This is a genomic window from Pseudomonas sp. URIL14HWK12:I6 (assembly GCF_000514195.1).
Classification (GTDB): domain Bacteria; phylum Pseudomonadota; class Gammaproteobacteria; order Pseudomonadales; family Pseudomonadaceae; genus Aquipseudomonas; species Aquipseudomonas putida_A.
In genome coordinates this window covers 208,575-223,809 of record NZ_AZVL01000001.1, presented here as the reverse complement: position 1 = coordinate 223,809, position 15,235 = coordinate 208,575, and the positions used below count along the sequence as shown (strand labels likewise).

Annotated in this window: 11 protein-coding genes; 7 read left to right on the top strand and 4 right to left on the bottom strand. The window is 60.2% G+C overall.

What is annotated here, in order from left to right; genetic code table 11:
* Positions 1-20: 20 nt before the first annotated feature.
* Positions 21-4,574 (top strand): hypothetical protein, encoded by a 4,554-nt coding sequence (locus tag H043_RS0101030; RefSeq protein WP_027610356.1) that lies wholly within the window; start codon positions 21-23, stop codon positions 4,572-4,574.
* Between the two features lie 33 nt (positions 4,575-4,607).
* Here H043_RS0101030 and H043_RS0101025 read toward each other — a convergent pair whose 3' ends face one another.
* The gene (locus tag H043_RS0101025) at positions 4,608-6,164 is read right to left on the bottom strand and encodes a PLP-dependent aminotransferase family protein (protein WP_027610355.1); all 1,557 of its coding nucleotides are present in this window, start codon (positions 6,162-6,164) and stop codon (positions 4,608-4,610) included.
* Between the two features lie 92 nt (positions 6,165-6,256).
* Here H043_RS0101025 and H043_RS0101020 point away from each other — a divergent pair, with 92 nt between their 5' ends.
* From H043_RS0101020 to H043_RS0101010, 3 genes are read left to right on the top strand one after another with little or no spacing between them, the layout of a single operon-like run.
* Entirely contained in the window at positions 6,257-6,880 is a 624-nt protein-coding gene (locus tag H043_RS0101020) for an FMN-binding negative transcriptional regulator (protein ID WP_027610354.1), read from the top strand.
* Positions 6,881-6,890: 10 nt separating this feature from the next.
* Complete coding sequence (locus H043_RS0101015) at positions 6,891-7,337, top strand: GNAT family N-acetyltransferase (protein WP_027610353.1); 447 nt, start codon at positions 6,891-6,893, stop codon at positions 7,335-7,337.
* Positions 7,338-7,349: 12 nt separating this feature from the next.
* Entirely contained in the window at positions 7,350-8,021 is a 672-nt protein-coding gene (locus H043_RS0101010; protein WP_027610352.1) for a GNAT family N-acetyltransferase, read from the top strand.
* 100 nt (positions 8,022-8,121) lie between these two features.
* Here H043_RS0101010 and H043_RS0101005 read toward each other — a convergent pair whose 3' ends face one another.
* On the bottom strand, positions 8,122-9,021 hold the full coding sequence (locus tag H043_RS0101005; RefSeq protein ID WP_027610351.1) for a homocysteine S-methyltransferase family protein: 900 nt from the start codon (positions 9,019-9,021) through the stop codon (positions 8,122-8,124).
* 111 nt (positions 9,022-9,132) lie between these two features.
* On the opposite strand from H043_RS0101005, the gene H043_RS0101000 reads away from it, so the two are divergent.
* Both H043_RS0101000 and H043_RS0100995 read left to right on the top strand, forming a co-directional pair.
* A complete protein-coding gene (locus H043_RS0101000; protein ID WP_027610350.1) occupies positions 9,133-9,954 on the top strand; it encodes an ABC transporter substrate-binding protein in 822 nt (273 codons plus the stop codon).
* Entirely contained in the window at positions 9,951-10,787 is an 837-nt protein-coding gene (locus H043_RS0100995) for an amino acid ABC transporter permease (protein ID WP_027610349.1), read from the top strand. The genes H043_RS0101000 and H043_RS0100995 overlap by 4 nt, the downstream gene beginning before the upstream one ends.
* Positions 10,788-10,818: 31 nt before the next feature.
* Here H043_RS0100995 and H043_RS0100990 read toward each other — a convergent pair whose 3' ends face one another.
* Together H043_RS0100990 and H043_RS0100985 are read right to left on the bottom strand one after the other, a co-directional pair.
* Positions 10,819-11,097, bottom strand: coding sequence for a helix-turn-helix domain-containing protein (locus tag H043_RS0100990; protein WP_027610348.1), 279 nt, complete (start codon positions 11,095-11,097; stop codon positions 10,819-10,821).
* Positions 11,094-12,446, bottom strand: coding sequence for a HipA domain-containing protein (locus tag H043_RS0100985; RefSeq protein WP_027610347.1), 1,353 nt, complete (start codon positions 12,444-12,446; stop codon positions 11,094-11,096). The genes H043_RS0100990 and H043_RS0100985 overlap by 4 nt, the downstream gene beginning before the upstream one ends.
* Positions 12,447-12,955: 509 nt before the next feature.
* Here H043_RS0100985 and H043_RS0100980 point away from each other — a divergent pair.
* A complete protein-coding gene (locus H043_RS0100980) occupies positions 12,956-15,133 on the top strand; it encodes an autotransporter domain-containing protein (RefSeq protein WP_027610346.1) in 2,178 nt (725 codons plus the stop codon).
* Positions 15,134-15,235: the final 102 nt, after the last annotated feature.

Sequence of the window (15,235 nt, the reverse complement as noted above, 5' to 3'; positions counted from 1 at the left end):
CGTCAAAAAGGACAATGACAATGACTGAGCATTCAGCGAACACCGAAACCCATGCATTGCTGCAAAAGAGCCAGATCGTCCACCAGACCAGTCGCGGGCCCACGGTCGATGAAGTCGCCAGCGCAGTGCTGCGCCAGGCGCTCGAAGCGCTGTATCCACAACGCAAGATCGATCCCGAGCAGGCCATGATCGGCACGCCACAATGGCAATGGCTGAACGCGGAACGAGTGGCCCTGCCGACCCGATTTGAATCACTGACAGAGGCACTCGTCCGGCAATTTTTCAACGGCTCCAGCGCCAACTATCTGGAGGGTGAACACTTTCTGACCTTGAACCACCAGGCCACACCAGTGGTGCATATGGATGTCGATATCGAGGCCATTGCCGATCTGCTCAACGATTATGCGCCCCTGTTGTTTGTTGCCTTCGCCGAGCGACAGCTGGATTACTGGAACAGCACCCGACGCCAATTGCCGCGCTGGCAAGAACTCTCCGATGCCCTGCGCGAAGCCCTGAACGTCCATAACGCCGAGGGCTGGGACGATGAGCAGTGTCTGGTCGCCCGGGCGATTTCGCGGCGCCCCGACAAACAGGAGCGCCAGCGTCACGACATAACACTGTCGGACATCCGCGTGTGCCTGATCGACATCGACTCGGTCGATGCTCAAGGCGCTGCCCGGCACCTGATTCTGGGCGGCGCCGTGGTGATTTTCGGACGCTATGGCCTGCGCGATCTGGTCATGATGTACACCGTGGAAGATGGTTACGAGACATTCGACTCTCTGCAGCAACTGGGTGAATCACTGCCGCAGCGTATCGAACTGTTGCCGGCCGGACAGAATCTGCAGTGGCAGTTGTTCGAACCCGAGGGCAATTTTTTCGACCACATGGCGTGGGTCCTGATTGCCAACCAGCTCGATGCCATCCGGGCAATCACCCGACAAAGTCTCGACGAGGAGACCGAGGACGGTACCTCCCTTCTGCCCCTGATCGAGCAAGCCAGCGAACCGCAGAAAAACACCCTCATCGACCTCGATGATTCGATACCCGACTGGCTGCTCGACGCTTCGGCTGCCGAGCTCGATCAATACAGCCAATCGATCAATGCGCTGGGCCAGTTGTACCGGCAGGCAGACAAGGCGCTGTTGCCAATCCCGCCGATCGATACGTATGCGCACAATTGCATGCGTGAGGCGATCATTGCCGATCAGCCATCGGCGGCCGGGCTGCCTTTGGACAAATTGCAAATCCGCATCACCAACAGCTTCGAATCGGGAGGCGTGACACTGCCCGATCCGCATGACACCCATGTCGAAACCCTGGGCGAGTACGCCTTGCAAAACCGCACGCCGTATCTGGCGACGCTGCAATTCGACCCGCCACAAGCGCTGCCGCAGTGGCTGACTGTCGCCTACCTGACGAAGATGGCAAACAAGATCGACATGGGTGAGGTCTACCCCGGATTGATCAGGGACAGACTGATCAACGATCCGCTGCAGGCCCCCCTGCAGCAGCGCTTTTACCTCCGCCAGTTGCACGCACTGCTGCCGCTGATTGCACTGGAATCCAAGCTGCGTCGCCTCGGCGGCGTGGATGAGCAGGGTTATCGCTGCGTTCAGGAGTGGCTCAAACCGACTCCGGGCCATCCACACACTGTGGTCATTCGCCCGCTGACGTTTATCCATGCCGGGGAGACTGTTGGCGATGTTGTCACCAACATGTTCATCATTGCCCCGCGTCTTTCTGGAGCCGGGCCATGCCTGCTGTATCGTCCGCTGCTTGAGCAGCCATTGCTGCAATTCCCCTCAACGCAAAACCTGCTGTACGCCGTCCATCAGCCAGGCGAACTGAGAGACTCGGTGCTGGCGTGGCTGGCGGATTCGCAAACCAGCTTCAAATATGCCCAATACACCTTCCCCATCGGTCTGCCCAGTCCGTGGCTGGGCGCGCAATTGCTCGCCGAGCCCTGGACCAGCGTCAAGTGGGCCGGGCCGGTCGGGCTTGCCTCCACGGCGCTGACTGGCGACGTGTTCCCGGTGCTGTTCAAGACCCATGCACTGGCGATGGCCGAACTCGCCGACCGACAGTCGTTGTCCAATGCGCAACGCCGCTGGGCCTTGCTGCGAGACAGCGGGTGGGCGTTGTTCAACGTTGCCGCGAACTTTCTCTGCGGCCCGGCAGGCGCGGCGATCTGGGTCTGGCAAAGCATCAGCGAAATCGATCAGGTCGTGGATGCCCACAACCGTGGCGATACCCACGCCCAGTGGAGCGCCGTTGCCGATATGTTGCTGAACCTGGGCATGATCCTGGCCCATCATGCGGCCACCCAACGCACAACCGGCCCCCGCACAGCGTTACGCAGCGAAGGCGCAAGCGATATCGAAAGCGAAGGACTGCCCCGGATCCAGACCGCCCCTGCACAAGCGCCTGTCCCGCCCACGGTTACACACGTCACCACGCTGTTGAGTGACCCACTCCCGGCCAGCCATTACTCCTCGCTTGAGGCCTACGGCTCGGTGCCCCGTCGCTCGCCCGGTGCCTTGGCAACGTTTCTGAATACTCTGGCCGTGCCGGCGCCCGACCTCACGGCAGCCGCTGTGGAAACCCTGCTGCGCGGCAAGGCGACCCTGTATCGCCTCGCTACCAGCACCTACGCGCAGGCGGGCGATCGCTGGTTCCGCGTGATTGAAAACGATGACCAGCAGGTGCAAATCGTTGATCCGCAGACACCGTCAAAAACCGGTCCGCTGCTGATTCACAACCAGCAAGGCCAATGGTTCGTGGATACCCGACTGCGTCTGCGCGGGGGCGCCGGGGGCACCAGCCTGCAAAGTCAGCTCAAGGCCCAGCGCAAGGAAAAGGAAACCCAGAGGAACCAGCTCGGTGCGGCTCTGGAGGCATTCAGAAGTCAGGAAGCCGTCGGCAACGCTGCTCTGGAACAAGCCCAGTCAGCCATGCTTGGCGCCTCCGGACAAGCCCACGAAGAGGCGACCCGGCGTTACCTTGAACACGTCGAAAAGCTGATCGGGGATTACGACGAGGCCTTGAAAATACTCGGCCAATGGCGCCTCAAAGGGGGGAGCGACGGCTATTTCGTCGAATTGCAGCGCATGACCACTTTGCTGCAAAAAAACCTCAGCCTCTGGTTCGTTCTCAAACGCAACGCTTACGCAGTATTGACCCGTAAATTGGCTCAACACACGGTCATCGATACACCGCAAGCGCTGCAAAGTTACAACGAGGAACTGCACCAGGCTCTGGCGTTGAGCCAGGACATGATCGCCCGCCTGCAGCTGTCCCGTACCTCCTTGGAAACTCTCGACACCATCGGCAGTGCAGGCATGACCACCGCGCAACGCTTGCGCCAACTGCTCCCGGCGTTTAACCAGTGGGATCTGAAATCCAATGCCATCGGCATGTCTCACGAGTTGTGCATGCAGGAAACAGCCACCGAAGCGGCGCGGGAAGCCACCGGTTGGCTGATAATCGAAGCCGCCACCGCCACACACCGCCATGCCGCCCTGATCAGGAAACCCGACAACGGCGACAGCACTGCGCTGCGCATTGATCGTCTGAGCCGACTGATCGATGTCTATGTCGATGCCGATCAGCGTCTGGGGGACTTGCCAGGCGAATACCCGGGCATGGTGGTCGCGGCAGAACTGGCGCGGCTAAGGAGCCTGCTCGGCGAATTCAGACAACTGGCGCAGGAGCAACTGAGCGAACTGCTGCCGGAAACCGGAGCAAGCAGCACGCCGGTCACACCAGGCCCCTCTGTCGCAGGACCGTCCCGGCCGGTTGCCAAGGTCACCAAGAGCCGGCCTCGTGACCCTGCGCCCGCCAAACCTGCAGCCGCCAGCGAATCGCCTCTGGAGGAAATGCTTCCCGTCAGACCTACCGCCTCCCCGACGACGCACGTGGGCGACATCGAGTTCATTGCCGATGCCCTGACCCAGAATGAGCGAGTGCAGGCGTTCATTGACCGAACCCGTCGTGACGCTCTGAAGCCCAACCGTATACCGGCAGACATGCAGGATCTGTTCGATCAGCAGGCGCGGCGACTGGAGCAGATTGCGGTCAGCGTCGAACAGGCGCAGGCCCGCATTGTCGCCTCCGGCGGCACGCGGTTGCCGGTGGGCAATTTGAGTGCGGAACTCAACAGTGCGGCGATCCGGTTACGCGCTCAAGGCATCGCCGTGCGCGCCAGTCTGCTCAAGGATCGCCAGCCTCGACAAGCCTATTTGCAATGGTTGCTGGACAATCATCAGGTCCGGATCGTCAGGAACACCAAAGGCCGGATCAAGACCAAAAAGCGCCAGGATTACTTTCAGGAGTATCAGATACTCGACAGCACCCAGCATGATCAGCCGTTATGGCTCGCGCATTTTCACTACGACTCGCCCGAAGCCGCGCCGGAACAATTCACCGCGGCGCACCTGAAAATCGCCGATGCGCATTTGAAGACCCTCAGCGCAGAACGTCGACAGGCCCTGACTGCTCTGACACCCATCGACTACGTGCTGCGCCGGATTGGCGATCCGAGCCTGTTCCTGCAACTCGAAGCACAACCGTGATGCCACCGTCGGGCGCATCGATCTGCGCCCGCTTCAGAGGGTGTGCCACACGATTCGCAAACGCTCGAGCGCCGCTTCGATTGCGCGCTCAGGCACCGCGGCAAAGCCCAGCACCAGTCCGGCGCGCTGGTCGACCGGGGTCGTGGAATCAGGCAGCCAATAGCTGCTCAGACCATTGATCTCGACGTCAACGCTACGCGCCAGTTCGATCAGTTGGCTTTCACGCGCCACACTGGCGACCGGTACGGTCAGGTGCAACCCGGCGGCAACGCCGGGCAACTGGCCGACGCCCGCAATATTCTGCGGCCAGCCACCGAGCAGGACATTGCGTCGGCTCAGCGCCGCGCGGCGCATGCGTCGGATGTGGCGCTGGAAATGCCCGGCGGCCATGAACTCGGCCATCACCGCTTGGGTACTGACTTCGGAGTGACGCACATCCACCGCACGCCTTTGCGCAAATGCCTCCACCAACCCCGGCGGCAACACCAGATACCCCAGGCGCAATGCCGGGAACGCGACCTTGCCGAACGTGCCGACATACAGCACTCGCCCCTGTCGATCGAGAGCGGCCAAAGGCGCCAGCGGCGCGCCGCTGTAGCGATACTCGCCATCGTAATCATCCTCGACGATCCAGCCCTGCGTGCGCTCGGCCCAGGCCAGCAATTCGAGGCGGCGGGCCAGACTCATTACCACCCCCGTGGGGTACTGGTGGGATGGCGTGACATAGGTCAGGCGACAATCGGTCAGTCCTGCCAGTTGCTGGCAGTCGATTCCCTCGCTGTCCACCGCCACCCCGTGCAACCGGGCACCGGCCACGGCGAAGGCATGACCGGCCGCTCGATACCCGGGATTTTCAATCGCTACGCCGTCGCCCGGCGCTACCAGCAACTGTGCACAAAGGCTTATGCCCTGCTGTGCGCCACTGGTGATCACAATTTGCTCAGCCGTGCACTGCATGCCCCGTGAGCTGCGCAAATAGGCCGCGATCATCCCGCGCAACCGCGCATCGCCCGCCGGATCGCCATAACACAACTGCTGCAAATCCGGCTTGCGCCAGAAAGCCGCGTTCAGCTTGGCCCAGACGTCAAACGGGAACAGATCGAAGGCTGGAACGCCGACCCGAAAGGCGCGCGGCGGACCACTGGGCGGCAGGGCCAGATGATTGTTTTCAACCCGCTGCAATGCGTCGCTGTGGATAACTTTACTGGATGGAACCACAGGTAAATCCAGCCAATTTGTGGATAAGGCTGTGGGTAAGCTTGTTGAAAACCCTGTGGATACTTTTGTGGATAGTTTTTTCGTGGGCAATGCGCTGTGCGGCAATTGCGCCACATACGTGCCGTCCCCGACGCGGCCCTCGATGAAGCCTTCGGCGTACAACTGATCGTAGGCGCGCACCACGCTGTTGCGGGAAATCGCCAATGCCGCCGCCAGATCACGGCTGGCCGGCAGCCGCGTGCCACTGGCCAGACGCCCGTCCAGCACCCGCAGGCGCAGCGCCTGATAGAGCTGGCGGCTCAAACCCTGACGGCGGTCGAGCTCGATACCGGCCGGATTAAACGGCATGGACAGCGTGGGCGATTCGGGCATGACAATGGACCTATGAAATTGGTCATCAATGGCTCTTACAACAGACCAATAGCCTGCCTAGGATGCAGGCATTCGCCAAGGAAAATCTATCCATGTACACGCCCCGCGCCTTTGCCATCGACGAACTGTCGCAACTGCACGAACTGATCCTCGCCACTCGCCTCGCGATTCTGGTGAGTCATGGTGAAAACGGCCTGCAAGCCAGCCACGTGCCAGTGCTGCTGCACCGCGAACAGGGTCCGAACGGCACGCTGTACGGGCACCTGGCCAAAGCCAATCCGCAATGGAAAGACCTGCGCGACGGCGCTGAAGCGATGCTGATTTTTGCCGGCCCCGACGCCTACGTCAGCCCGGGGTTTTACCCGAGCAAGGCCGAGCACGGCAAAGTCGTGCCGACCTGGAACTACGTCGCCGTGCACGCCTACGGCCACGCCGAAACCTTCAGCGACGGCGGGCGCCTGCTCGACATCGTCAGCACGCTGACTGATCGCCATGAAGCCGGTCGCGCACAACCGTGGAAGGTCGACGATGCGCCGGCCGACTACATCGACGGCATGCTCAAGGCCATCGTCGGTTTCGCCATTCCCATCGACCGCCTCGAAGGCAAGCGCAAGCTCAGCCAGAACCGCAGCGCCGAAGACATTGCCGGCGTGCGCGAAGGCCTGGCTGCCAGCCCCGACATCGCCGACCGAACCCTCGCCCACTTGATGCGTTAAGGAAATCAGCATGAGTCAGATCCAGATCCGCCCGGTGACCGCCGGTGATCACGCCGCCTGGTTGCCGCTGTGGCAGGCCTACCTGCGCTTCTACAATACCGAGTTGCCGGACGCCGTCACGCACAGCACCTGGCAGCGTTTCCTCGACGCGAGTGAGCCAACCCACGCCGCCCTCGCCTGGGCTGACGGCAAAGCAGTGGGCATGGTGCATTTCATTTATCACCGCTCCAATTGGAGCATCGAAAACTCCTGCTACTTGCAGGATCTGTTGGTGGCACCGGAGACTCGTGGCACCGGCGTCGGTCGCTTGCTGATCGAACACGTCTACGCCACTGCCAAGGCCGACGGTTGCTGCAAAGTGCATTGGCTGACCCACGAAACCAATGCCACCGCGATTCAGCTCTACGAGCGCATCGCCGAGCGCCCGGGATTCATCCAGTTTCGCAAAGCCATTTAAGGAGCCGCGTACATGACCACTGCACTTGCCGACTGGAAAGGCGTCCCCGCCCCCACCGCCACCTTGCTCGAAGGCCGGTTCATCCGCCTGGAACGCCTCGACCCGGCGCGCCACGGCGACGAGTTGTTCAACGCGCTCGAAGGCCCCGGCGCCGACCCGAAGCTGTGGGATTACTTGCCCTATGGGCCGTTCCCGCAACGCAGCGTTTTCAATGACTGGCTGAACAACCATGCGGCCAGCAGCGATCCGTATTTCTTCAGCGTGATCGACCGCGTCACGGGCCAGGTGCAAGGCATTCTGAGCCTGATGTCGATCGTCCCGGCGCAGGGGCGCATCGAGATCGGCCACGTCACCTTCGGTGCGCCAATGCAACGTTCACCGAAGAGTACCGAAGCGGTTTACCTGTTGGCCAAATACGCCTTCGAACAGGGCTATCGTCGCCTGGAGTGGAAGTGCAACAACGGCAACGCCCGCTCCAAATACGCCGCCGAACGCCTGGGCTTCAGCTTCGAAGGCGTGTTCCGTCAGCACATGGTGGTCAAGGGCCAGAACCGCGATACCGCGTGGTATTCGATTGTGGATTCGGAGTGGCCGGCGATTGCGACAGGGTTCGAGCAGTGGTTGAGCGATGCCAACCAGACGCCGACCGGGCAGGTGAAAGGTTTGATCGAGTGCCGTTCCTGAGTCTGTAAATGTAAAAGATCGCAGCCTGCGGCAACTCCTACAGGGTGAACGTCAATCCCATGTAGGAGCTGCCGCAGGCTGCGATCTTTTGATCTGTTGTTTACCCCAACTTTTGCGCCAGCACCGCGATGTGTTCCGGGCCGATCCCGCAGCAACCGCCCAGGTGACTGGCACCACGCTGCTGCCAATCCTTCGCCCAGTGCAGATACCCTGGCGGATCCAGATCGTCGCGCAGCGGGTCGAGACCGTCGTTAGCGGTCGCCTCTTTCGGTTGCGGTGGAAACGCATTGGCATACGCGCCGATATGAATCTGCACACCCAGGCGTTCGAAGGTATCGCGCGCCGCATCAATCGCCGCACCGATCACTTCCGGCTGGCTGCAGTTGAACAGCAGCGTCTCGACGCCCAATTCCGCCGCCACCGCCGCTGCTTCGGCCACCGGTTCGCCGGAACGCAGACGCGGCACCTCATCGGTGTCTTCATCCTTCAAAGTAAACGACAGCCAGAACGGTTTGCCGTCCTGCGGCAGACCGGCGCGAATGGAACGCGCCTCGATGATCGAGCTCTGGGTTTCCGCGAGCCACAGGTCGACATGTGGCGCCAGGCCGGTCACCAGTGGCGTCAGCAATTCGTTCACCCGCGCCGCTTCGAACAGATCCGGGCGATAGGAGCCGAACAGCGGCGGCAACGAACCGGCCACTCGCACCGCTTTGCCCGAGGCCTGCACCGCACGCTGCGCCAGCTCTCCGGCCAACGCCGCCAGTGCCTGACCTTCAGCGGCAAACCGCGCCTCGCCGATGTGAAACGGCACGACCGCATAGCTGTTGCTGGTGATCACATTGGCGCCGCTGGCGATGTAGGCGGCGTGCACCGCTTCGACAGCTTGCGGTGCTTCGATCAGGGCCAGCGCCGACCACTCGGGCTGCCGAAACGGCGCCCCGGCGCGTTGCAACTCACGGCCCATGCCGCCATCGAGAATTACCGTGCTTGCTGTGCCCATATGCTTTTCGCTCATATGCTTATGAAAATTACTCACTACCAGAGTAGTTCTTATAACTATTTAATACGCACCATTCGGTTAATAACAACCCCTTTTTTTCAGGTGTCGACTGTGAAACTTCAACCGCTACTGGCCTTGGGCCTGACGATTCTGGCCGCGTCCACTCAAGCCTTCGGCGGCGCCACACTCGATCGCGTCGAACAGAAAAAACAACTGGTCGGCGTGCTGATGGAAAGCTACCCACCCTTCTCGTTTCTCAATGAGCAGAATCAGCTCGACGGCTTCGACGTGGACGTCGCCAAAGCCGTTGCGGACAAGCTGGGGGTCAAGCTGCGCCTCGAAACACCATCCTGGGACGTGATCGCTGCCGGCCGCTGGAGCGGGCGCTATGACATCTGCATCTGCTCCATGACCCCGAGCAAGGCGCGCGCCGAAGTGTTCGATTTTCCGGTCGAGTACTACGCCTCGCCCGCCGTGATCGTGGTCAACGCCAAGGACGATCGCATCCACGGCGCCAAAGACTTGAGCGGCAAGAAAGTCGGCCTGACCAGCGCCTCCAGCTACGAAAGCTATCTGAACAAGAATCTGGTCATCGAAGGCGCCGAAGACACGCGTCTGGAGTACCCGTTCGAGGATGTGCAGATCGCTCCGTACGATACCGACAACGTTGCCTTCCAGGACCTGGGCCTGGGCGCCGGTGTGCGCCTGGACGCCATCCTCACCAACCTGGTGACCGCGCAGCCGCGCCTGAATCAGGACCAGCGCTTCAAACTGGCCGGCGCGCCGCTGTACTCGGAACCTAACTCGGTGGCCATCGAAAAGGGTGATGCCGAGTGGGACGCCAAAGTGCGCGAGGTGTTTGCGCAACTCAAGCAGGACGGCACGCTGAGCAAGCTGTCGCAGAAATGGATCGGCGCCGATATCAGCCAATGACTGCCTTCCCGACACCTCCACAGCCGCCGCAACCGGTGGCTGAATCGCGCCTGCAACGGCTGCTTGGTTTCCGCACGCGCCTGTACCTGACCTGGGCGGCGATGTTCAGCCTGTTTGCCGGTTTTTTCCTCAGCTTCGACCTGAAGCTCTCGATCATCCTCGACAAGCTGCCGAATCTGCTCGGCGTGCACCTGGCGCCCAACGGCTTTCTGCAGGGCGCGGCACTGACCCTGTTTCTCTGCGCCTGCGCGATCGTCGCCTCGTCCTTGCTGGGCTTCGTCACCGCTCTGGCGCGCCTGTCGAAAAGCGCCGTGGCATTCGGGATCGCCAGTTTCTACACCTCGTTCTTTCGCGGCACGCCGCTGCTGATCCAGATCCTGCTGATCTACCTCGGCCTGCCGCAACTGGGTGTGGTGCCCGGCGCGGTGGTGGCGGGGATCATTGCCCTGTCACTTAACTACGGCGCCTACCTCAGCGAAATTTTCCGCGCCGGTATCCTCGGCGTGCCCTACGGCCAACGCGAAGCTTCGCTGGCGCTGGGCATGCGCGAGAGCGTGATCTTCTGGCGCATCACCCTGCCCCAGGCGATGCGCACGATCATCCCGCCGACCACCAACCAGTTCATCTCGATGCTCAAGGACTCGTCACTGATCTCGGTGATGGGCGTCTGGGAAGTGATGTTTCTGGCGCAGTCTTACGGACGCTCGAGCTACCGCTATATCGAGATGCTGACCACGGCGGCGATCATTTACTGGCTGATGTCGATCGGTCTGGAGCTGATCCAGGCGCGTATGGAGCGGCATTACGGCAAGGCTTATGTGCGGCGTAGCTAGGGTAATCAGCACCTTGCGCCAGCGTCGGGTTTTAATTGATCTCTCGTCGGATCCGCACCACGCCCATTTTCAGTCCAAACGGACGAAACACCGCATTCAACGATTTCAATGTCTGATTGCCCTCGCCATGCTCGATATGCACCAGCGTGCGAACCGATATTTTGCACATCCTGGCAAACTGGGTTTGATGCAGACCGGTCACTTCCACGCGTAGACGACGAACCGCTTCACCGATCTCCAGTGTCCCTTGGGCCAGCGCCTCTTGAATGTTTTCGATGAGCACCGTGCGCTCGGCTACTGTCATGCTCATTTCAGATCCCACCCTTTCAAACGTTGCTCCAGATTTTTCAGATGGATTCCTGGGTGGCTCATCGTTCTGTCGGGCAAACCGCTCGCCGTCAATATGTCGGGGAGCGCCGCCAGACGCTGGGCATCTTCACGCAAGCGTTCGAAAGGATCTGATGCGTCAGTCAAACCTGCCAAAGGGTCTTTGGGATCGGTGATATCAGCCAATGCGCGGCACACTCCCCGCCAATCGACCTCTCCCGCCCTCTCCAGATCTTTTGGCCATTTGGTTGTACGGGTCACACCCTCGTCATCCATGACCATCGGGGCCAAGTCATAGATCGGCGCCAGACGAAACGAACTTTCCTGGCGAATTATCGCGGTGTTACGACCATGGTTATCCGAGTTACCGAGGATCTTGTTGATCAGGTCCCGACGTAAGTAATCCGTCACCAGTGCGGGAATCTGACTGGCCTGTCCTGCTTTTCGCCAGAGCCCGGCGAGCATGCGGATGACATCCATATGGTTCATTGCACTTCCCGGCGCCGTTACTTGAGCCAGTGAATAAATCGACTCGACAGCAAAACGACTGACTTCACCGTTCGTTACTTCTCGATCAAAGCGCTGCATCCACAAGCTCGGCTTACTCGCCTCTTCTAGTGCCAAACCTTCTACCGCGATCGTTTCAATGCCGAGTTTCTGAAGCGCCTTGTAGTAATGGAACTCGCTGCGCAGGATATCTTGATCGACCAGACTTCCTTTGTTTCTGGCAAATTTTATAAACCAATGCTGCCTGACCTCTTCATCGCCCAATACCGCATCGGGGTACAAAAGGCCGGCCTTGTTTTCAGTCAACAATAGCTTCGGTGCTTCACCGCCTGCCCCTGTAGCACCACCAATTGCCGCACCTTGCTCATAGGCATATTCCAGAAAGCGACTGTCGCGGTGAACAACATCCTCACGCTTGAATCCGATGGGCTCACGCTCATCGACAGCCTCGGCCGACTCTTTTATGCGCATATTGCCAATGGGAGCTGGAGTGCTCTGGCCGAGCAGATACAGATCGGCACCGATATGCGCCGGTTTCTCCTGCCCCAGACGCGCAAGCAGAAATCTTTTTGCCGCTCCTGCGGGGGCAATGTCATAGACAAATGCGGGCGTACTGGAGCGTCGCCCTTCCCAATCCAATGGATACAACGCACTGACGGCCTTGGAAAACGGAGAGCCTGTGGCTTCAATATTTTCGACAAGGTATGGCGTCTCGTAGCCGAAGCTGCAGCGACTTTCGAACCCCTTTTCAGGATTGTCGAACCTGAGAATCATTGCGTCGTGCCATTTTCCAGCACTGAATATCTGTAATGTCAGGTCGTACATGTCTCGACACCTGCATTTAATTGCATTCAAACAGGCGATTTATTGCCCGCAGATGCAATATAGTGCATTTCGACGGATGATGGGGCGTTGCAATCTGCAACAAAATGCAGATACGACTGAGCTTAAGATCATCTGAACGCAAAATAATGCAGGTCATCCTCCGACTTCATTCTGTAAGAACCCCTCGATTTACGGACCGCCCGCTAGTAACAAAAGGCCCTCCATCCATGCCTTTCTCGCCCTGCAGCGGCGAGATTGGAAGCAACAGTCGCAACCACGGGTTGATCGGCACTGGCAAATGAATTTCTGATCATCACAAGCGGCTAATGGCAATTCAATTTGTAGGAAAAGACAACGCGACGTCACGACGTAATCCGCCAATTTTTGTCGAGCCGCTCTTTTCCGAAGATCAAACAGACGCAGCCCGCAGCACCGAGCGATCCGGCTGACATCGGCGCCTGCCGGCTCCAACTTAGAGTTTGGCCTCCTTCCACGAGAGGCTGAACTCGATGCCCGTTCAATTCCACTTTCGACCAAAACACCTGACATTAGCCATTGCTTTGGCCATGGGATGTGCCGATCTGTCCATGGCTCAGGACGCACCGCCCGACACTCAAGGCATCTCTCGCGCATCCCCTGAAGCATTCAAATCAGCGATCAACGCTTTCACCAATCATCCGGAAACCGTCCAACTGAAGGTCAGCAAAGCCTATCCGGCACAGGAGGGTGTGGCGCTGGCGCTTGATGAGCGCAATGACCTTGTCACCGTGCAATCTCGGGGCAGCTTCGCCGGCCTGGTCGACGGTGGCGGGGGCGATAACCTGCTGCAACTCGACGCGAACAGGAAAGGCGTGCTGGGTGAAACCCGTAACTTCAGTGGGCTGGAGGTCAGGCGCGGGAGCTGGACCCGCAGCGGACCGGGTGATTTCAGCCTCGGTGTACTGGTTCATCCGAAGGCTCTGCTGGTCAATGAAGGGCAAATTCTGGGCTCGGCAGTGACCGAGGGCATCTTGATCAACAAAGGGGCGATCAATGGCGGCGCCACTGTCGCGTCTGGCGGCGACCTGACCAACCAGGGCCTGATTGACGGCATGGTGGAGGTTCAGGAAAACGGCCATATAGCCGGGAATGGTGCGGTTAATCATTTGAACGTGTACGGACGCATGACCGTCGACGATGTCTACGGCGCCCCCAAGGTCGCGGGAGATCTGCGCCTGACCCGTTCTGCCGTGCTGGCCTATGCCGTGGATGCCTCCGGTAACAGTCCGACCGTGATCGTCAAGGGAACTGCTCATTTGGGTGACGCCACCCTGAAACTCGTCACCGCCGGCGACTACCCGCAAAGCAGTCAGCACACCGTTCTGGAAGCGGGAAAGATTGAGGGACAGTTCGGCACCGTTGAAAACGATCTGGCATACATGACCCCGACGCTGCACTACGAAACACAACGAGTGGGCTTGCTCTATGCCCGTAACGATGTGCCGCTCGAAAACCTTGCGACCACGCAGAATAGTCAGGCGCTCGCGCAAAGCATTGACGAGACACCCTCCACCCCTCAGCAACCTCAGCAACCTCAGCAACCTCAGCAACCTCAAGAACCTGCGGTATCTCGCCAACCAAGCACAGCCATGGGCGCGGCCACACCTCAAAATACTGCCGTCACGGCCCTGCTCGGCGCCAGCAAGCCAACGGCCAGCGTGGCTCTCGAACAACTCGCCGCCGGCAGCAACGCCAACCTCGCCAAAGCCACACTGAGCAGCGTCAATCCGCTCAGCGCCAGCATGCTTTCGGCCATGCATCAACTGGACAGCGCCAATGGAGCGCGGAGCTCAGGGAATGCACCACGTCTGGCTGCTTCCGACGAAGGCAATGGACGGGTCTGGCTGCAAGCGCTGGGGCATGGCGGCAAGGTCGACCGGGACGCCGACAGTGTCCTGAAGCATTCCACTCAAGGTCTGATCATGGGGGCCGACTGGCGAATCGACGAGCAATGGCATGTCGGCCTGATGGGCGCAAAAGCGCAAACCCGCTTCGATGCCCGGCAGTTCGACGGTGATCTCGACAGCTGGCACCTCGGCGCCTACGCGCTGCGTCAGGACGGCCCGTTCGCCCTGCGCCTGGGCGCCGCGTACGGCAGTCATGACGGCAGTGGCAAACGTCGCGTTGCCTTCAATGGTTTCAGTGATCGCCTCAAGAGCAGCTATGACGCCAGCACCCAGCAGGTGTTTGCCGAAGTCGGCTACAACCTGGGACGTGGCAACGTCAGCTTCGAACCGTTCGCCAGTGTCGGTTATCAACGCTACCAGCGTGATGGTTACACCGAGAAAGGTGGCAATGCGGCGCTCAAGGTTCAGGGGCAGACCCGGGCGAACCCGAGCAGCACCGTCGGCCTGCGCCTGGCGAAAACCAGTCACCTGGCCAACGGCATGCAGTTGACGCCACGTCTCAGCGCCAGCGTGAAACATACCTACGGCGAGCTCGATAACGAAACGCGCCAGCAACTGGTCAAGGGTGGCAGAAGCTTTGAAGTCGCCGGGGCCGAGATGGATCGCAACAGCTTCACGCTGGACGCCGGTCTGGATCTGACCCTGTCCGCCCGTAACACTCTGGGCGTTGGGCTCACTGGCGAGGCCGGTAGCGACAGCCGCAGTTACGGCGTGATGGGCCAGTGGCGCATGGCGTTCTGACACAAAGCGACGTGTAGCTGCCGCAGGCCCGAGCCTTCGGCAGCTCCTACAGAGAACGGCATATTGCAGGCGAAAAAAAAGGGGAGCACATGCCCCCCCGAG

What these genes read in the sequence shown, in the direction of transcription:
- H043_RS0101025 (WP_027610355.1), bottom strand. Translation starts at nt 6,164, where the DNA reads ATGCCCGAATCGCCCACGCTGTCCATGCCGTTTAATCCGGCCGGTATC.
- H043_RS0101015 (WP_027610353.1), top strand. Translation starts at nt 6,891, where the DNA reads ATGAGTCAGATCCAGATCCGCCCGGTGACCGCCGGTGATCACGCCGCC.
- H043_RS0100995 (WP_027610349.1), top strand. Translation starts at nt 9,951, where the DNA reads ATGACTGCCTTCCCGACACCTCCACAGCCGCCGCAACCGGTGGCTGAA.
- H043_RS0101030 (WP_027610356.1), top strand. Translation starts at nt 21, where the DNA reads ATGACTGAGCATTCAGCGAACACCGAAACCCATGCATTGCTGCAAAAG.
- H043_RS0101005 (WP_027610351.1), bottom strand. Translation starts at nt 9,021, where the DNA reads ATGGGCACAGCAAGCACGGTAATTCTCGATGGCGGCATGGGCCGTGAG.
- H043_RS0100990 (WP_027610348.1), bottom strand. Translation starts at nt 11,097, where the DNA reads ATGAGCATGACAGTAGCCGAGCGCACGGTGCTCATCGAAAACATTCAA.
- H043_RS0100980 (WP_027610346.1), top strand. Translation starts at nt 12,956, where the DNA reads ATGCCCGTTCAATTCCACTTTCGACCAAAACACCTGACATTAGCCATT.
- H043_RS0101020 (WP_027610354.1), top strand. Translation starts at nt 6,257, where the DNA reads ATGTACACGCCCCGCGCCTTTGCCATCGACGAACTGTCGCAACTGCAC.
- H043_RS0101010 (WP_027610352.1), top strand. Translation starts at nt 7,350, where the DNA reads ATGACCACTGCACTTGCCGACTGGAAAGGCGTCCCCGCCCCCACCGCC.
- H043_RS0100985 (WP_027610347.1), bottom strand. Translation starts at nt 12,446, where the DNA reads ATGTACGACCTGACATTACAGATATTCAGTGCTGGAAAATGGCACGAC.